Here is a 16,770-nt window from a genome sequence, read left to right on the forward strand (position 1 = left end):
TTTTAATTTAATAGTTCATTGTCTGATACATACTACATTAAAAAAATAAACTAAAATTAAGCTTGATAATTACCCGTTTTATTATCAATAACATTTTGAATAAACATTTTAATTTTTTGGAGAAACATTTCATTAGAAAAAGACTGCGCATGTTCAAAAATAAATTTTGAATCAAACGACTTTTTTTCAAATTCTTCAACCGCTTGATTTAAAGCTTCAACATTTTGATCATAAAAAAATAGACCTGTCTTACCATCTATTACTGTATCCAATACTCCACCTTTTCCGTAAGCAATAACAGGTTTTCCAAATGATTGTGCTTCAACGGGTGTAATACCAAAATCCTCTTCACCAGGAAAAATAAAAGCTTTACATTTTTCAAAATAACTCCTAACAACATCATCACTTTGTCTACCCAATAACTGAATATTTGGCCCAGCTATTTTTTTAAGCCTTTTTAATTCTGGTCCACTGCCTATTATAACTAATTTTCTATTAGTTTTATTAAAAGATTCAATTGCTAAATCCACCCTTTTATATGCAACCAGTCTGCTAACCATTAAATAAAAATCTTTCGAATCATTTTTAGTGTAATTTTCTGGTACCGATACGGGCGGGTGAATTACAATTGCTTTTCTTCTATAGTATTTTTTTATCCGTTTTGCCACTTCATTGGAATTAGCTATAAAATAATCAACACGTTCAGAAGATAACTTATCCCACATACGTAGATAATGAATCGTTGACATCATTAAAACCTTTTTTATAAAACCTATCTTTTCTTTCGATTGATACTCATGATAACCGCTCCATGCGTAACGCATGGGAGTATGACAATAACAGATATGGATAGCATCCGGAGAACTGATAACTCCTTTTGCACACGCATGGCTACTGCTTATTATTAAATCATATTCCGATAAATTAAACTGTTCGAATGCCATTGGCATAAATGGAAGAAGCAATTGATACTTTTGCTGTGATAAGGGTACTTTTTGCAAAAAAGAACTTATTACTTTTATATTCTTAAATTCTTTATCCAAGTTCTCAGGATTATATACTGACGTAAATATGGGTGCCTCCGGAAATAATTCATGTAATTTTAACAATACTTTTTCAGAACCGCCCATATTTGTTAACCAATCATGAACAAAAGCGACTTTCATAGAAATCCTCATTTCATTGATTAGAACTAAAGTGGTTTTCAAAGATAATCTTACTTTTTTAGTTATAGCCATTTGAATGGATCATATAATACTAAAAATGAGGTTATTGTCCATAACCCTATGTTTATCAATGTTGGAACATCTCCCAATAAAACTTCTTCAGGTGCATCTCCTGATTCTTTGATATGAAGAATATATAAATAACGAAACAAACCATAAATAACAAATGGTATAGTATACATCATTGCATATCTATTTGCTGCAGAAAAAGTATAAACAGAATATGCCATAATTGTTGTAGCAACAATGATTGTAATAAATTGGTCAAGCAGCTGAATACTATAGAATTCTAAAACACGTCTATGATGTCTTGCATTATCACTTAACCTCATTAATTCGCTTCTTCGTTTACCTAAGATAATAAATGTTGATAATAAAATTGTACAAACAAAAAGCCATGGAGAAATTTGAACATTTAAAACAACGGCACCTGCAAAAGCCCTCAAAACAAACCCAAAACCTACTATCAATGCTTCAATCAAAAAAATGTGTTTAAAATAAAAAGAATACGCAATATTAACAGCAAAGTATAATAAAATAATTAATAAAAGACCTTTGCCTAAATATATTGAAGTAAAAACGGAAAAAATTATTAAAATAATTAACCACAAAATTGCTAATGGTATCGACATCTTACCAGAAGGAAGTGGGCGATATTTTTTCACAGGATGTTCCTTATCTTTTTTTACATCTATAATATCGTTCAAAACATATACACTACTTGATATTAAACAAAAAATCAAAAAAGTATAAGTAACAACCAACGCTCTCTCTATATTCAATAAATTACCTGAAAATATCAGTGCTGCAAAAACATAAAAATTTTTAATCCATTGTTTTGGGCGTATTATTTGCAAAACGCAAAAGCTGCCGAAAAGAATGCTTGTGTTATAACGAACTATTGTTTTCATTATTATCCACCTACTATAGTTCTTTGAACTAAAAATAATATTATATGCCCTCAATTAATTATTATGCTTTGAAATAAATCTAAATATTTACTAACAGAAGCTTTTGTTCCAAAGAATTTATTTATAGTTTCTTTTTCTTTAATATACTTTTCTTTTTTCAAAATAATCTCTTTTATTCCTTTTACTAGATCGTCTACATCACCAGGAGCTACAATTACACCCATTTGTGACTTCTGAACAATACTTCTTACGCCAGGTAAATTAGATGTTACAACGGGCACCCCAGACAACATTGCTTCAACCTGCACCATACCAAACGCTTCTAAAGAATTAATACTAGGTAATGCCAATATATCAAGTGACGAGTAAAATCTTAACATTTCATCATCTGTAAGTTTTCCCAAAAAACTTACATAAGAACCATCCCACCCAATTGTCTCCTTTAATATTTCATAGACACTTCCGCCTGCTACACTTTTATAATCACCAGCTATAACAAATTCTACATTAGGAATATGGCTTTTAATTATTGGAGCCGCCCTAAGCAACACATCAATACCTTTTTCCTCTACAATTCTCCCGCAAAAGCCAATTCTTATGTTTTTATTTGGCTTTATCTTCTGTTTGTTTTTCTCTATTAACTTTTTATACATTGGAGAGGTAGGAGGTATTTCAATCCATTTCTCTTCACATTCCGGCAAAACCCTTGAACTATTTGCATAATCTTCACTACTAATTATAACCTTATATGCTCTACGAAACGAAATATTTGATGTTATATCCATAAATTTTGTAATCATTTTATTCATAATACCTTTAGGTAAATAGACATCACATTGATATGTTATTATTAAATTTTTATTCTCAGAAAAAAATGATAATATACCAGCCTCAGCCATCGGTAAGTGGAGATTTATAATATCTTTATCTTTTTTTAATTTATTAAATGTCGAAATAAATGAAGGACTAATATAACCCTTATTAAATCGAAATAGAATATCAGTTCGAATAACTCTTACACCATTTAAATACTCTTCATTTGTTAAATTTGGCAGATGTTTTGATGTTAAAACAGTTACTTCATTATCCACGGCTAATTCCTCTGCAATACATCGAGCCGCCTCGGTAAGACCACTTGTATAAGGCCAATAATAGTTTAATACAATTAATATTTTCATATTACACTATACCCTCTCATGTCTATCCGGTTTATCCAAATTTTAAAATTAAAGACCTAAAAAATCATATAAATCCACAGTTTAGTTTACGTTTATCTTTTTAAAGGTAATTAAAATAACGCCAGCCGTTATTAATATTACACCTAACCACTTATATAAATTAAGATTTTCATTAAAGAAATAATAACCAACAAATAAAGCAAATACATAATTTATGGACAGTAGTGGGCTAACAAAACTCAATTCGTATTTAGCTAGAATAATTATCCATAAAATTGCACTTATAAAATACATCGTTAATCCAGTAAGTATATAAGGATTTAACAAAATATAAAGAACTGACATAACATCGCCCTTTAATAAACTTGCTATTCGGCTTTCTTCATGCATTGCTCCATATTTAATTAGAGGTGGTCCACTAACACCTGTAATTAATATAACCAGTATAATAATAATTGATTTAAACATTTTTGTTCCTCCACTTTTATTGATATTTGGAATTGAATATCCATAAAAATTGCCTCTGAATTATGGTTTTGGAGGATATACAGCTAAAAACAAGCCTGTTTTTCCATTACTATTTTGGCTCAACGCATCTGGAAAGGGAAAGTATACTTTTACTGGTTTAATTTTTTGTTTGTTTAGGATTTTTAATACGGTTGAATAGTTTGTAACAATCCCTACTCCATAACCTTTAAACCACTGTCCAGCCCATCCTCCAAATTTTGTTAGGTTTTTATTATTTGAATTTCGGCCAAATCCACCATAGTAACCAGATAAAACACCGTATTTCTCCATTTCTAAAGGTGTTAAATTACTAAAATTATTTTTTAATTTATAATAGTTTTGTGCACCATGCAGAAGATCATTAAACTGGTATTCCTCACTAGAAGGCGTATTGAAAGTTATAAATTTATTACTTATTCGTACTTTATATAGATAAACATTATTTTTATCATAGATTAATTGATTATTAGGATAATCTCTAACCCATGTTACAACATCTAAAATACTTTTCGGATCTTCATAAGACATACCGTTTGGACTTATTAAATAATAAAGAACAGTAGATTTATTTTCATTCTCCTTTAAATAAAGTTCTATCATAGATTTTATACGAGATACCCCATAACTAGAGCATATAAAATAAGGAAATTCATATAAATGTCCACCTAATTGATTCGATGAAATTACTAATGAATTCTTAGGTATCATACTAACTGCTTTATTTAGACTAGCTGATGTTTGATCATTAATTGCATTTTTAACCCATGAATTTATATATTGAACCGTTGGTGTTAATAACATAAGACTCGTTAAAACAATATAAACGATTGTCTTCAATGTATTTTTTTTATTAAAGTTTCGTAACTCTTCAATCAACGCAATAATAACAAAAGGAATAACAAAAAAAGAATATTCAGTATATATATTTGTTTGTGGTGTTGTAGAAGCTAATATATTCATCAGTAAAATAATTAAAGCTGGAAGTGATAATAATGGATTATTCCATATTCCAATAAAAAAAGGGCCTAAAAAAGCAAATATATATTTTTTATGTTCTAAAGCTGCATGTAATGGTAAATAAGGATGCTCTAATAAATATTTAATCTTCTCTGCAGTAGTCGCCCCCATGTACCCCCAGTTGCCTTGAACATTGGGATCTGCACCACCATAAATTTTACCTAAGATAATTATTTCAAATAAATAAAACCAAAAAATAGACAATATAAAAGTTACAATTCCTAATTTACGATTTGATTTTTTCATAATCCATAAAAATCCAATTGCAATGCAAACTAAAGACCAAATATTTTTACTTAATAAAGAAAGAATTACTAGTACAATTATTATTAAATAGTTTTTTTTATTATTAACTTTAAAACGAGACATAAAAACTGCTAAGGTAACAAATGCCATACCTAAAACAGTAGAATCATAGCCCCAAACAAATTGACCTAGTACTCCGGGATTAAACAAAAAAACAATCAATATAAGAATAGCAATTTTCTCTGTAGCTAGCATTCTACAATATAACCAAATTATGAATGCAGTAAATGAAATAGCTACCGATTCTATGAAAAATAAAACATTTACACCAAATAAATGAACAAATGGGTTGATTAAATATAAAATGAATTGACCATCGATAGCATAAAACGGAATTTCTTTCAGCGAATTTCCACTATAAAAAATATTACCGTAACCATGCGCATTATTCGATAATTGACCGAATAAACCAAAATTGCCATAAGCATAACCCCAATGTTCATTGAGCCAAAACTCAAATATTAATGATGTTATAAAATAAATAAAAATAATAACTAAACTATAAATGAGCAAATTCGCTTCCATTTCTTTACCAATTAAAAACAATAGAGACATTTGTCCTCTCCTGTGGTATAGATTAAGTTACCACACAAAACCATACCTGGAGGATTCACAAATGTCTCATAATACTACCATACCAAACCACGAAGCAATAATCAATTTCTTAAAAAGCCGTAGGCTATCCTTATATGTTTCAAAGCCTGCCTTGCGGCATATTCAAGAATTTTTTATTGCAGCTACCGCTAAAGGGTATCGTGGTAAAGTGGTAGATATAGCGGAATGGAGTTCATGTCATCGAACATCCATTGGACACTTTCTCTCGGATGGTGTTTGGGACGAATCGTATATCCAAAGACTTGTAAAACAAGAATCGCTTTCATTTGTTTTGTCTCATGCCAAACAAACAGAACAGCCTATTTTTGTGATTCATGATGATACGGTTAGTGAGAAGACAAAGCCTTCGTCACAGGCAAAACACCCAATCGAACAAACAGACTACCATCATTCCCACTTAAAAGGAAAAACCGTTTGGGGTCATCAAGTTCAGGCTACGATTGTTCAATGTGGAGAACATTCTCTCATTCATGATATTCACCGTTATGATAAATCGAGCCAAAGCAAAATTGATGACGCTTGTGATTTGGCCAAAACCATGCCGATTCCACCTTATTCTGGATATGCATTGGTCGATTCATGGTATACATGCCCAAAACTTATGAATACTTATGCAGAGCGAGGATACCATCTGATTGGTGCACTCAAAACAAACCGTATTCTCTATCCCAAAGGGATTCGAGTTTCACTTAGTACCTTCGCATCGTATGTGACCAAACAGGACGTTTGCCTCGTGACCGTAAACGGATCAACCTATTGGGTGTATCGATATGAAGGAGCTTTAAATGGCATTGAGAATGCGGTGGTACTCCTTTGCTGGCCATTGGATGCGTTTCAAAATTCGAAAGTATTACATGCTTTTCTGTGTACAGATGTATCCTTAGAGACACAAACCATCCTTGATTATTATAGTCGCCGTTGGCCGATCGAGATTTTCTTTCGGCAAACTAAACAAAATCTAGGTTTTGATGGATATCAAGTTCGTTCCATTCGTGCAATAGAACGACTTTGGATACTACTTTCGCTGACACATTTATATTGCACCATCGGTTTAGGTCAGCCTTCAAAATTTGGAGATGGACTTATAATGGTACGAAAGCAAGTAAAAGTGGACTACGTCCAATGGATTTATGAATCTGCAAAGAATCAAGTACCTATTGAAGCTGTTTTGCAACAATTAAAGCTGGCCTAGAGGCAGTCTATACTTTTTTGTTGTATAAATTTGTAAGTATTTTTGCTCATTTATAGAACTAAAGATATTGTTGTCCATTTATCATTAAAAATTAATTTTAGATAACTTTTATATTTTGTTGCAAATGAATCCGTTTTAACCAAAACTAAACACCCCTATAATTAATAACATAATTTTAAATAATTTGCTTACCGTTTGTATTTATTATTTAGGGACCGCTAAAGATGTTTTTTCGTGAGCCTACGACAAAATTTATAAGTCCCTGTAAATACTGATTGAAATAGTGAAATAGATGAACTTTGGTCCCGTGCTCCTAACGGAGATCGAGACTTTTTACTTTTGTCAAACCCGGGTTTGGCGAATTTACTGCTATATTGTGCCGTTTTACGTATTGAACATTACTGATTTTTACAGGAATTTTATGGTAAATAGGAAGTTGCTTTTTTTAATAAAAAAATTAAACATGGATTCGGAAAGTAGCTTCTTAAAAAGTTGAAAAATCCGCGTCCTATCAAGGTTTGTCCGTCACAAAAAGTTGCCAATTTTTTCGCAAAAGAAACAGGACACCTTGCCCCTCTTGTCCAATGGTTAAAGTACCCACAATAACCTACAGAGGGAGTGTCCTAGCAACATGGTAACACAAACACAGACTCATGCGCTAGAACAAAAAGTACGCCGTGAAAGGCGGATTGAAATATTGGCGGAACGCCGCCGCATCAAGAAAATCATGAAAAAGCAGCGCAACATTACCTTCGATAACGATACCGTCACTGAAGCCGGCAACTTTCAGTTTATCGAGTTGTTTAAAGAACTCGTCGGCTTCAAAGAGATCGTGTCGAGCCATCTTCAACTCGAGCGAGGAAGTAACAGCGTCTACTCGGCTGCGGCGCTCATGGATTACTTGACGGACTGCGCGCTTCTGGGGCACACGCGCTTTCTGCACATGAACGCTCTACAATCCGACCCTGGCTACCAAATAATCAAAGAAATCGGGCGATTCCCGGACGAAAGCACGTTTCGCGGACTGCTCAAAAACATGAACTGGAGTCACCTTATCCAGTTGGTCGGGATCAATCAAGAACTGTTGCGCCGTAAGGCCCGACTAGAGGGCAAACGGCTGGTTTGGATTGACATTGACGACACCGTCATCACGCTCTTTGGCGAACAAGAAGGGGTGACGAACGGCTACAATCCCCGCTACCACGGTCGGCCTTCGTACAAGGTGCGCGTCGCTTTTGTGTCGGGAACGGGAGAACTCATCCACCTGCAACTGAATCCGGGCAACACCAACGGCATGAAAGACTTCCTTTCGTTTGTCAAAGAAGTCGAAGCCCTGCTGCCACCTGAATATATCATCGAGGGCATCCGCGCCGACTGCGGCTTTGCCGACCCGGCGGTGATGGAATACGCCGAAGATAAGGGCTGGCTTTACATGTTCAAATTGCCGAAGAAAGCGACCGTCAAGAAGGCGATCGCCTACCTGGAGCAGCACCCACGCTTCTGGGAAACGCTCGTCGAGCACGAGAAAAGCATCCAATTCGCCGCAGAGGACGAGCACTGGGCGGCGGCTGACATCCAGATCATACAGTCCAGCTGGGACAAGGCACGCCGTTGCGTCATCTACCGAGAAGCAACGCAAACCGAGAAAACCTCGAAGGATCAATTGACGATAGCATTGACGCTCTACTCGTATCAGGCGATTGTGACGAATACGGAAGACAAGCCGTTGTCGCTGCTGCGTTCCTACAATCAGCGGGCGAACATTGAGCCCATTTTCCGCATGTCAAAAGGAGTCGAACATTGGATTTTTCAAACGACATCATTTGTTAAAATTCGACAAAATGACATCGTGAATATATATTCTAAGGTTTACTTTGTCAAAGTATGTCGAATACGAGACCGAAACAGATGAGTGATTCTTAATCTATCCTGTCGGCTCCTGCAATCCAGCTGCAGTGAGTAAAGATTTACGTTGTAATTGTAACCACCTAAGGATTCGAATCGCACCTTCGGTTATTCCATCTAGTCGATGGTGGGTCTGCCCATCTGGAAGCCGAACGATGATGTGGGTTACATTTTCAAACTCCTCCAGAATCGTCCACCCTGTCGGAGACAAGATTTTCACTCCGTTTAGTATAAGCGGTTGTGACTCAGTGTCCAATCCTCGGCGAATTCGCTGTTGTAAGATTGCATAAACCAAAAGTGCAAACAGAAACACATAGGCCATCGCCTGTACTCGCTTAGGATTCTTAAGAAAAATGCCATACATAAGAAAAGGGTGCTTCACCGCACGAAATAGATTTTCCACTTGAATCTGACTTTTGTAGTCCGTTACTAGCTTTTCATCCGATTTGTTTGATTTGTCTACGTTACTAATCAGGACGAATGTCCCTTCTCGTTGCTTGGTTCGGGCAATGGTCTCATCATCCTGGTTGAACTGAATGCAAATTCGCCATATGTCTTTCTCTACTAATTGTCCATATGTGTTGTTTTTCGAAGGGCGTCCACGCCGCCGCTTGACTACTTTCTCAGACTGAACATGGCCGTTAATCTGATGAAACTTCGCCTTGTGATCATGCAAAAATTGCGTGAGTGCTACGGTTGCATCGGGTTCGCAATGAAACTCTATGGCTTGCTGCTTTTCTATTTCCTTGGTAAGCTGCTCTGCCTCATCTGCGATTTGTTTCATTAAACGCTTTGCTTTTCGCTCATCCAGATGTGAGGTTTGGACAACCACAAACCGATACGCACGTTCATAGAGTTCTTCTTTGAAGCTTTGAATTCGATACGTAGCACTGTTTTTTCTCGCACTACCCAAGACTCCAAGATCTACAAACTGCTCCTCCTGTTGAAAGGCTCGGTCTTTTAGCTGCTTACACAGGTTGTATGTATCCGGTAGGCGGCTTATAAACGAACGTTTCTCATAGGTTTGCAGATTCTCTTCCGTTACAAATGCGGAATCAGCGACGACAACAATGGAATTCCAAGCCTCAGGAGATAATAACCTGTCGATGCGCCCCGTCAAATCGGAGTACCAGGGTTTGTCACTCGTATTGCCATTCATCACGTCAGCAAACAATGGAATTCCGCCAATGCTTCCAAGTCCATACATGAACTGTTTCAGGTCAGCACGCAGGTCTTTACTATATCCTCGTACAATTTTAAGTGGAGAGTCTTCCAACTCGGAGTCCTCGTAACTACCCTGCACAGAAATGGAAGTTGTATCGAAGTGGAGCAACCGATCAAATGTATCAAATTGCGCCTCCGGCGTACCTAAAGCGATCTCATGATAAATTCGCCAAGGATCTGCATCTGCAAGCTTATCAAGAGCAGCCGCAAGGCGATCATCATTCAATTCGTCTGCTAAAAAACCTTGACCAAACAGCCATTCACAGTCCATATTAGCGTAGAATCTCTCAATTTTATAAAGTGGTTTACGTTGTACGAGAAAGTTAACAATCAAAGCAACGATACGAATTCCTGGGCTAACTTTGGTTCGATGTGGATCCCACTCAACAAATCGATCAATGATGGATGCAATTTGCAAATCTGCACAGAGTCCAGCTACAATAGGCGCAGACTTGGCCATTCGTACTTCAATGTGAAGATCTGATAGATTCATTTGAAACAACTCCTCAAAAGGTTCCAGTCTAAGTTTAAGGAACGATTCGGGGTTTTCCGTTTATTTTCCTTTTATCCGCAAAATATTCCGAAAGTTCGACTTAAATCGACATGCGGAAAGTGGGATTGAGAATCGCATCGACGAGTTGAAAGACGGCTACGCCGTCGAACAAAACAGCCAGCATCGGATGCTGAACAACCTGCTATTCAGTTGGATCAAAGTGATCGCGTATAATCTGATCGTCTGGTTCAAACAGACGCTACTGCCAGAGAACATGCAGCGCTGCGAAGTGAAAACGATCCGACGGGTGGTGCTGAAGGCGCCGGGCAATGTGGTCGGCTCCGGCCGATATCAGCACATTCGATTAGCAGCGTGTGCGGAGCTGGAAGCCATCGTAAAGGTAATGCAACACAGGCTCCGAGCGTTCGCCGAACGACTGCGACCGAGCGAATCGGGAGCAGCCTGATCGATCTCTCAGAATCGAAGAACGGTATTCACCCGTAAAATAACGGGCTTCTTTGGGTACCCTACATTTGTGGGGAATGTTCGCTAGCTGTGATTGCGGTAGGGAACACCGATCCAGTTACTCATTAAAATCAAAATCTCAATGTAAAAACCCACTTATCCACAGGCTCGAGTTATCCACATTCCGAATTCATGTTAAAGTCATGACTGCTCTCCTCTGGTAAAATGGTAGTTGCGAACAGCCACTACAAAGGAGAGATAAATCATGACTGTTGCCATTATACCAAAATCCTATTCGAATGTAATCTACCTTCAATCTTCTTTTTGTTTCCAAGAACCTTCCCTTCCAAACTATATCCTTGAACGACCTTTTGCTAAAGTGGCGTTGAACTTCCCATGGAAGACTGTCTTTGCTTCTTGCGAGCAAGAATTTCTCGAAGCTCGCTATGCCTTCTATAAAAAGGAGCCTGAAAAAGAAGAAGCAGAAGGTTTATTTGATCTTCCCGTCGAGTTGGATCGACCAATGAAAAGAATATCTACAAAAGGACGAAAAGGAACCAACTTTTATGCGTTGTTAAAAGCTTTTCTATTAGCTCCACTCCTCTATGTTGAGGTCATGGTAGAAAGTGTATATCAACAAGTCGTAAGCAATCCGGCCTATGCTACGGTTTGTAATTTTGAGAAAATACCTTCACTGAAAACTTTTGAACGATTTGACCAAATCATGACCGAAAGTGGTCTTTGGGAAAAGGTTCGTATCCTTACCGTCCAGAATAATTTCGATCAAGGTATTCTTGAAAGTGAATCCACCATAGCAGTCGATACGTCACACATAGAAGCGGAAGCCACGCTCCATGCAACTCGAAAATGCTGTGATCAACCAATCAACCTGTAATTGTCAGAAGATCCTTACAGATGACAACGTAGGGTTGCTGCGTAAAAGTAATAGCGTTAGCTATGTTGCCCATAAAGTAGCTGTCGTGTGCGGAGTCAAAGGCGAACTTCCCTTGTCCCGAACGGTGTTTAAAGGAAACCAGTCCGATTCCATAACGTTTGAAGAAACACTTAAAGATTTCAAACAAGCCATCCCAGAGCAGGTAGTACGAGCAGTCAAATATGTGACAGCTGATGGAATTTATCAAAGTGCTGATAATCAACAACATGCCAAAGAATTATTAAATGCAAAGTTAATTGCTCCGATTAATCCACGCAAGATAAAGGAAAAACTTGTGGATATACGTGGGGTGGAAAAGATCACCTCCTACGGAGTTCCCGTTTGTATGAGTGGCCACTCCATGCAATTGAAAGGATATGATGCCGCAAAAGAACAATTTGTATGGGTCTGTCCGGTATTTCATGATAAATATCGTAAAGAAGGTCTAACTTGCTCGGCAGCTTGCCATACCAAGTGCTGCAACCAGGCAAAAACAGGTAGGACTGTGCGGATCGAAAGAAGCCTGACACCTCAAATTGATCCTGAATTTCCTCAGCATTTGTCCTCTTTCAAGGATATCTATAAAGAGCGAACGGCTATTGAACGAGTGTTTGCTCAACTGAAAGATGGATTCAGTATGAGACGGGTTCATAAAAGAGGAAAACAGGCCGTTGAGGCCCATATGGATCGATGCATCACAATTTCCCATTTGCTAGCTTTTGTCTCAGTAATGGAAACGGGACAACTTTACCGTGGATGGGCAAGATTTTCTGCATAAAGTGAATTTTGAAAAAATAGCAGAAATCCTAGGAAGGAGTCTGCCCGTTTTTATGAGTTCACCCATACGGATTGTTCAATGCCTATCGGCATATCCCGACGTTTACATAGAACTGTAATAAATAACCAAAATAACATTTTTTAAAGTGCTAAAACCAATCTTGTCCGGAGGCTCCGTGATAGAACATCAAATTATTGCGTATAATCTTGAGATTCAATACCGGAATACCTTGTAAATACTAGGTCATTTATATATTCAACAAACCCCATTTATATTAACTCATTAAAATTAAAAATTTTTCGATAAGTATACAAAGTTTTATTAAAAAAAATATTCCAATCAAAAAGCTGAGAACGTTCGAATCCTCTTTTTATACAATATTCTCGAATGTTTTCATCATATACTAATTTCATTAACCCTTGTACCATTGAATCAATACTATGTGGATCAACTAAAATCGCCGCATCTTCACAAACTTCAGGTAATGATGAAGTGTTTGATGTCATCACGGGTATCCCAAAACTCATTGCTTCTAGAACCGGAAGACCAAATCCCTCATAAAACGTCGGAAAAACAAACGCTTTTGCTTTCCTATACAATATAGTAAGTACAGAATCATCTACGTATCCAGTGAATACCACCTTATTTTGAATACCTAAGTCCAAAGTAATCCTTAAAAAGGATTCAAAATCTTCATGTGTTTTTCCAGCCAATATAAGCTTTAAATTTGAATCTTGTAGCCTTGCAAATGATCGAATAAGATTGTTTATGTTTTTCCTTTTTTCAATTGCACCCACATAAAGAATATATGGTTCATTAAGATGATATTGTTGAATAATCTTATTGATTTGCTCTTCCGAAGGAACAATTTTACTCAATTTTGGATCAAACCCCAATGGAGTGACAACAATTTTTTCTGGCGATACGTTTAAATATTTTATTATATCGAGTTTAGAGTGTTCAGATATTGTGATGACCATATCCGCAAAATTCACCGATTGAAACGACCGTTTTGTAAACCAGGTTATTTTCTCAGAGACATATCTACCGTTCTCAACAAACGGTATAACATCAAGAATTGAAACAACCTTCTTCGCCGGATGATCCTGAAGTGAATACGGAAAAAAATTGGCCGGCGCATGAATGATATCTACGTCTTTCGGAATTGCCATATATGACGGATGGTAATGAGTCCGTTTAAAATGTCGTGCCGAGCTCATAAACCGCAATGGATAAAGTAATGGATCAGGCAATTTGGTTTTTAAGTACTGCTTAATCAAATTAGTATTGGACATTTCATTTGCTATATCATTTAAAGGGCTCTCGGGGTATATTTCATCCGTAGTGATCAGATCTATGTTGAATTGTTCTCTCAATCCTAATAGAACTTGTATATAACGTCCAATCCCTCGATACTCACTACCGTTTCTAAGAGCCGTCGTATCCAAAAAAACTTTCATTATTTATCCCCCAAGACACTTACATTTAAACGCATTAACAAACGAGCTAGCCTATTTAAATCTTGTCTCGAAATAGTATTCGAATGCTTCTTATACTCTTCAGAAACTCTAGTAATTACAGAACTATCTAACTTTTTATTAATTGACACCCTTTCTTGTAAATCAATAATTTCTTTGTAACAATATGCTGATTGTTTTACAAGGTGATTTTCCCGGAAAAATCCCAGTGCTTTATTGGACATTTTTTCTCGCAATGTAACATCATTCACAAGCGTTACTAAAGCTTCTTTTATTGTCAATATTTCTTGATCATTATAAGAAACCTTAATACTAAAATCATCAGGTATCTGGCCTAATGTTCCAATATTGGTAACAATAATTGGTTTAGCTGCACTAATCGCACGAATTAAAGCGGCTGAAGTTTCACCTTTATGGGGATATCGAAGTGACACAGCAATATCACTTATCATAAGATACTGATCATATTTCTCTTTAGAAACTTCTCCTGCAATCAAAATATTTGACTCTAATCGTAAATCCTTGATACATCTGTTTAATTCTTCTTTATAACTTTCATCGCACTGCCCTACGATTAATAATTTTGTTTTTGTTTGAAATAACGGTAGGCTTTCGGCATATGCAACTATAAGTTCACGAATTCGTTTCGAAGGTGCTATAATTCCAAAAGTTCCAATAATTAAATGGTCATTATATCCTAAACTCTTTTTTATATTTTCTTTTTCTTCACTATTTAAGACGTTCACAGGATCAACACCCATAGGCACATAATAAATAGGTATGTTTGAATATTGAACAGCTAAATTACCAGATGTCATACGACTGTGTACTATAATGGCCTTGGAATTATCAATTACCCGTTGTAATAATGAAAGTTCCTCAAACCGCGGCGGTAATTGACCACTCAAAACTTGAATAGCTTCCTCTTTTCCAAGTTCACCATAACAATACTCCATTTCATTTATATAAACCTCTTTTTTCCCGCTTATCCCAATGTGATACATTAACCCATGAAGATTGGCATCATGGAGTACCGTAATTCCTGGATAAACTTCCATAAAAGGAAACATGTATGTGTGATAAGTACTATTTCCAATTTGGTAAATAATCGTTTCATATTTTTGGGGTTGGAACTCTATTGCATTGATAATATTAAAGTGTGCTTTAATAAAAGCATTCGACGGTGTATAGTCATCAATTATCAGATCGATATCATAGTAATTTTTTAGTTCTTTCAACAGTTCTTCACTATAATCTGATATTCCAGAGTTTATAGGTCTTAACGGCGAAAAAAACGCAATACGTTTTTTTATCTTTTCAATAAAGTTTCTTCCAGGATCAACTTGCCTCAACTTACTATACGATTCAAGTAATAACTCAGAGGTTTTTTGCCAGCTAAACTTCTTCGACTGTTCAATAGCCTTAAATTTAAGTTCATCTCTTAAATTTGGTTCCTCAAGTAGTCGGGTTATCCCTTTTGCTATATCTTCTACTGAATCAGGGTTTACTAAAATCCCTGCATCCCCAACTATTTCTGGTATAGAGGAAACATTTGATGCTAAAACCGGAAGCCCACAGGAAAGTGCTTCCAATACCGGCAATCCAAAACCCTCATATTTGGATGGAAACGCAAAAATTGTTGCAATATTATATAGCAAAATTAGATCTTTTTTTGGAACAAAATTTGTTAATATTAACTGATTTTGCAAGTCAAACTTTTCTGCTAGAGTCCGAAACCATGCAGCTTCAGAATCCGTTACTTTGCAAACGATAACAAGCTGAAATTTATTTCTTAATACCTGAGGAAGAAGTGAGTACGCCTCTATCAGTCCTTCAATATTTTTCCGAAAATCTACTCCTCCGGTACACATAATAAAAGGTTTTGTAATTCCATAAGAAATTTTTATTTTCTCGATATCTTTTTCCGCTACATTAATCGATTTAAAATCACTATCTACCCCAGCATAAATAACATCAATCTGTTTATCAAGAATCCCCAAAAAATTTACCATATCATTTTTTACACTATTCGAAATAGCAACAAATCGATCTACACTTTTTAGGAATTCCAACCTTCTCATGTACCACGCTTTTATTTCAGGATTACAAAGATAATGCTTATTAAATATTAAGGGAATTAAGTCATATACGGTAGCAATAGTTTTATAATCCTTGTACCATTCTTGATAAAAAATATCGACATCGTCAAATGGTGAAGTGAAATGAAACAATTCAACGTCGAAATCACGCAAAAATTTCCTCATCAAATTTTTTCCAATTTCTCTTTGCAATTCACTTTTTATCCCTAAATGAAATGGACCAAAATACATCCAATAATTATTTGCAAACCCAGTATTTTCAAAGATAAAATTCGGTTGTGTATGAAGAAGAGTATAATTGTTATTATTTTCATTGCTATCGAGAGTTAAAATGTATTTAAAAAGATTTAAATTATAAAAGCCTATCCCTCTATTACGAGAATGCTCAGTTTGCATTGGCTGAATATCTAATGCAATCTTCACTCAAGTGCCCCCCATTATA

Annotated in this window: 12 protein-coding genes and 1 pseudogene; 5 read left to right on the forward strand and 8 right to left on the reverse strand. The window is 36.0% G+C overall.

Translation table 11 applies throughout. From position 1 onward, the window contains the following. Positions 1-56: 56 nt before the first annotated feature. The 5 genes from LSG31_RS04255 to LSG31_RS04275 form a co-directional block, all read right to left on the reverse strand. A complete protein-coding gene (locus LSG31_RS04255) occupies positions 57-1,166 on the reverse strand; it encodes a glycosyltransferase (protein WP_347438163.1) in 1,110 nt (369 codons plus the stop codon). 62 nt (positions 1,167-1,228) lie between these two features. Further along, on the reverse strand, positions 1,229-2,137 hold the full coding sequence (locus LSG31_RS04260; protein WP_347438164.1) for a decaprenyl-phosphate phosphoribosyltransferase: 909 nt from the start codon (positions 2,135-2,137) through the stop codon (positions 1,229-1,231). Between the two features lie 50 nt (positions 2,138-2,187). Further along, entirely contained in the window at positions 2,188-3,315 is a 1,128-nt protein-coding gene (locus tag LSG31_RS04265) for a glycosyltransferase family 4 protein (RefSeq protein WP_347438165.1), read from the reverse strand. A gap of 81 nt (positions 3,316-3,396) precedes the next feature. Then, positions 3,397-3,783, reverse strand: coding sequence for an EamA family transporter (locus LSG31_RS04270; protein ID WP_347438166.1), 387 nt, complete (start codon positions 3,781-3,783; stop codon positions 3,397-3,399). Positions 3,784-3,843: 60 nt separating this feature from the next. Beyond that, a complete protein-coding gene (locus tag LSG31_RS04275) occupies positions 3,844-5,700 on the reverse strand; it encodes a DUF2079 domain-containing protein (protein WP_347438167.1) in 1,857 nt (618 codons plus the stop codon). A gap of 61 nt (positions 5,701-5,761) precedes the next feature. On the opposite strand from LSG31_RS04275, the gene LSG31_RS04280 reads away from it, so the two are divergent. Together LSG31_RS04280 and LSG31_RS04285 are read left to right on the forward strand one after the other, a co-directional pair. Next, positions 5,762-6,952 (forward strand): IS701 family transposase, encoded by a 1,191-nt coding sequence (locus tag LSG31_RS04280; RefSeq protein WP_347435415.1) that lies wholly within the window; start codon positions 5,762-5,764, stop codon positions 6,950-6,952. Between the two features lie 727 nt (positions 6,953-7,679). Continuing rightward, positions 7,680-8,864, forward strand: a complete 1,185-nt coding sequence (locus LSG31_RS04285) for an IS1380 family transposase (RefSeq protein ID WP_347439438.1) — start codon at positions 7,680-7,682, stop codon at positions 8,862-8,864. Between the two features lie 12 nt (positions 8,865-8,876). On the opposite strand, the gene LSG31_RS04290 is transcribed toward LSG31_RS04285, so the two are convergent. Further along, positions 8,877-10,574 (reverse strand): IS1634 family transposase, encoded by a 1,698-nt coding sequence (locus tag LSG31_RS04290; RefSeq protein WP_347438168.1) that lies wholly within the window; start codon positions 10,572-10,574, stop codon positions 8,877-8,879. 118 nt (positions 10,575-10,692) lie between these two features. Between LSG31_RS04290 and LSG31_RS04295 the strand changes: the two are divergent. The 3 genes and pseudogenes from LSG31_RS04295 to LSG31_RS04305 form a co-directional block, all read left to right on the forward strand. After that, positions 10,693-11,040 (forward strand): annotated as a pseudogene (locus LSG31_RS04295) (transposase); the annotation flags it as partial. 264 nt (positions 11,041-11,304) lie between these two features. Next, a complete protein-coding gene (locus LSG31_RS04300; RefSeq protein ID WP_347438169.1) occupies positions 11,305-11,934 on the forward strand; it encodes a hypothetical protein in 630 nt (209 codons plus the stop codon). Continuing rightward, positions 11,894-12,751, forward strand: coding sequence for a transposase (locus LSG31_RS04305; protein WP_347438170.1), 858 nt, complete (start codon positions 11,894-11,896; stop codon positions 12,749-12,751). The genes LSG31_RS04300 and LSG31_RS04305 overlap by 41 nt, the downstream gene beginning before the upstream one ends. Before the next feature lie 269 nt (positions 12,752-13,020). Here the strand turns inward: LSG31_RS04305 and LSG31_RS04310 are convergent, their stop codons facing one another. Then, positions 13,021-14,211, reverse strand: coding sequence for a glycosyltransferase family 4 protein (locus LSG31_RS04310; RefSeq protein WP_347438171.1), 1,191 nt, complete (start codon positions 14,209-14,211; stop codon positions 13,021-13,023). Then, positions 14,211-16,751 (reverse strand): glycosyltransferase, encoded by a 2,541-nt coding sequence (locus tag LSG31_RS04315; RefSeq protein ID WP_347438172.1) that lies wholly within the window; start codon positions 16,749-16,751, stop codon positions 14,211-14,213. Before LSG31_RS04315 ends, LSG31_RS04310 begins: the two co-directional genes overlap by 1 nt. Between the last annotated feature and the right edge of the window lie 19 nt (positions 16,752-16,770).

The sequence above is a fragment of the Fodinisporobacter ferrooxydans genome (assembly GCF_022818495.1).
GTDB lineage: Bacteria > Bacillota > Bacilli > Tumebacillales > MYW30-H2 > Fodinisporobacter > Fodinisporobacter ferrooxydans.

Coding starts and splice junctions, on each gene's coding strand:
- LSG31_RS04290 (WP_347438168.1), bottom strand. CDS start 10,574: ATGAATCTATCAGATCTTCACATTGAAGTACGAATGGCCAAGTCTGCG.
- LSG31_RS04275 (WP_347438167.1), bottom strand. CDS start 5,700: ATGTCTCTATTGTTTTTAATTGGTAAAGAAATGGAAGCGAATTTGCTC.
- LSG31_RS04310 (WP_347438171.1), bottom strand. CDS start 14,211: ATGAAAGTTTTTTTGGATACGACGGCTCTTAGAAACGGTAGTGAGTAT.
- LSG31_RS04270 (WP_347438166.1), bottom strand. CDS start 3,783: ATGTTTAAATCAATTATTATTATACTGGTTATATTAATTACAGGTGTT.
- LSG31_RS04285 (WP_347439438.1), top strand. CDS start 7,680: ATGAAAAAGCAGCGCAACATTACCTTCGATAACGATACCGTCACTGAA.
- LSG31_RS04305 (WP_347438170.1), top strand. CDS start 11,894: ATGCAACTCGAAAATGCTGTGATCAACCAATCAACCTGTAATTGTCAG.
- LSG31_RS04265 (WP_347438165.1), bottom strand. CDS start 3,315: ATGAAAATATTAATTGTATTAAACTATTATTGGCCTTATACAAGTGGT.
- LSG31_RS04280 (WP_347435415.1), top strand. CDS start 5,762: ATGTCTCATAATACTACCATACCAAACCACGAAGCAATAATCAATTTC.
- LSG31_RS04300 (WP_347438169.1), top strand. CDS start 11,305: ATGACTGTTGCCATTATACCAAAATCCTATTCGAATGTAATCTACCTT.
- LSG31_RS04255 (WP_347438163.1), bottom strand. CDS start 1,166: ATGAAAGTCGCTTTTGTTCATGATTGGTTAACAAATATGGGCGGTTCT.
- LSG31_RS04260 (WP_347438164.1), bottom strand. CDS start 2,137: ATGAAAACAATAGTTCGTTATAACACAAGCATTCTTTTCGGCAGCTTT.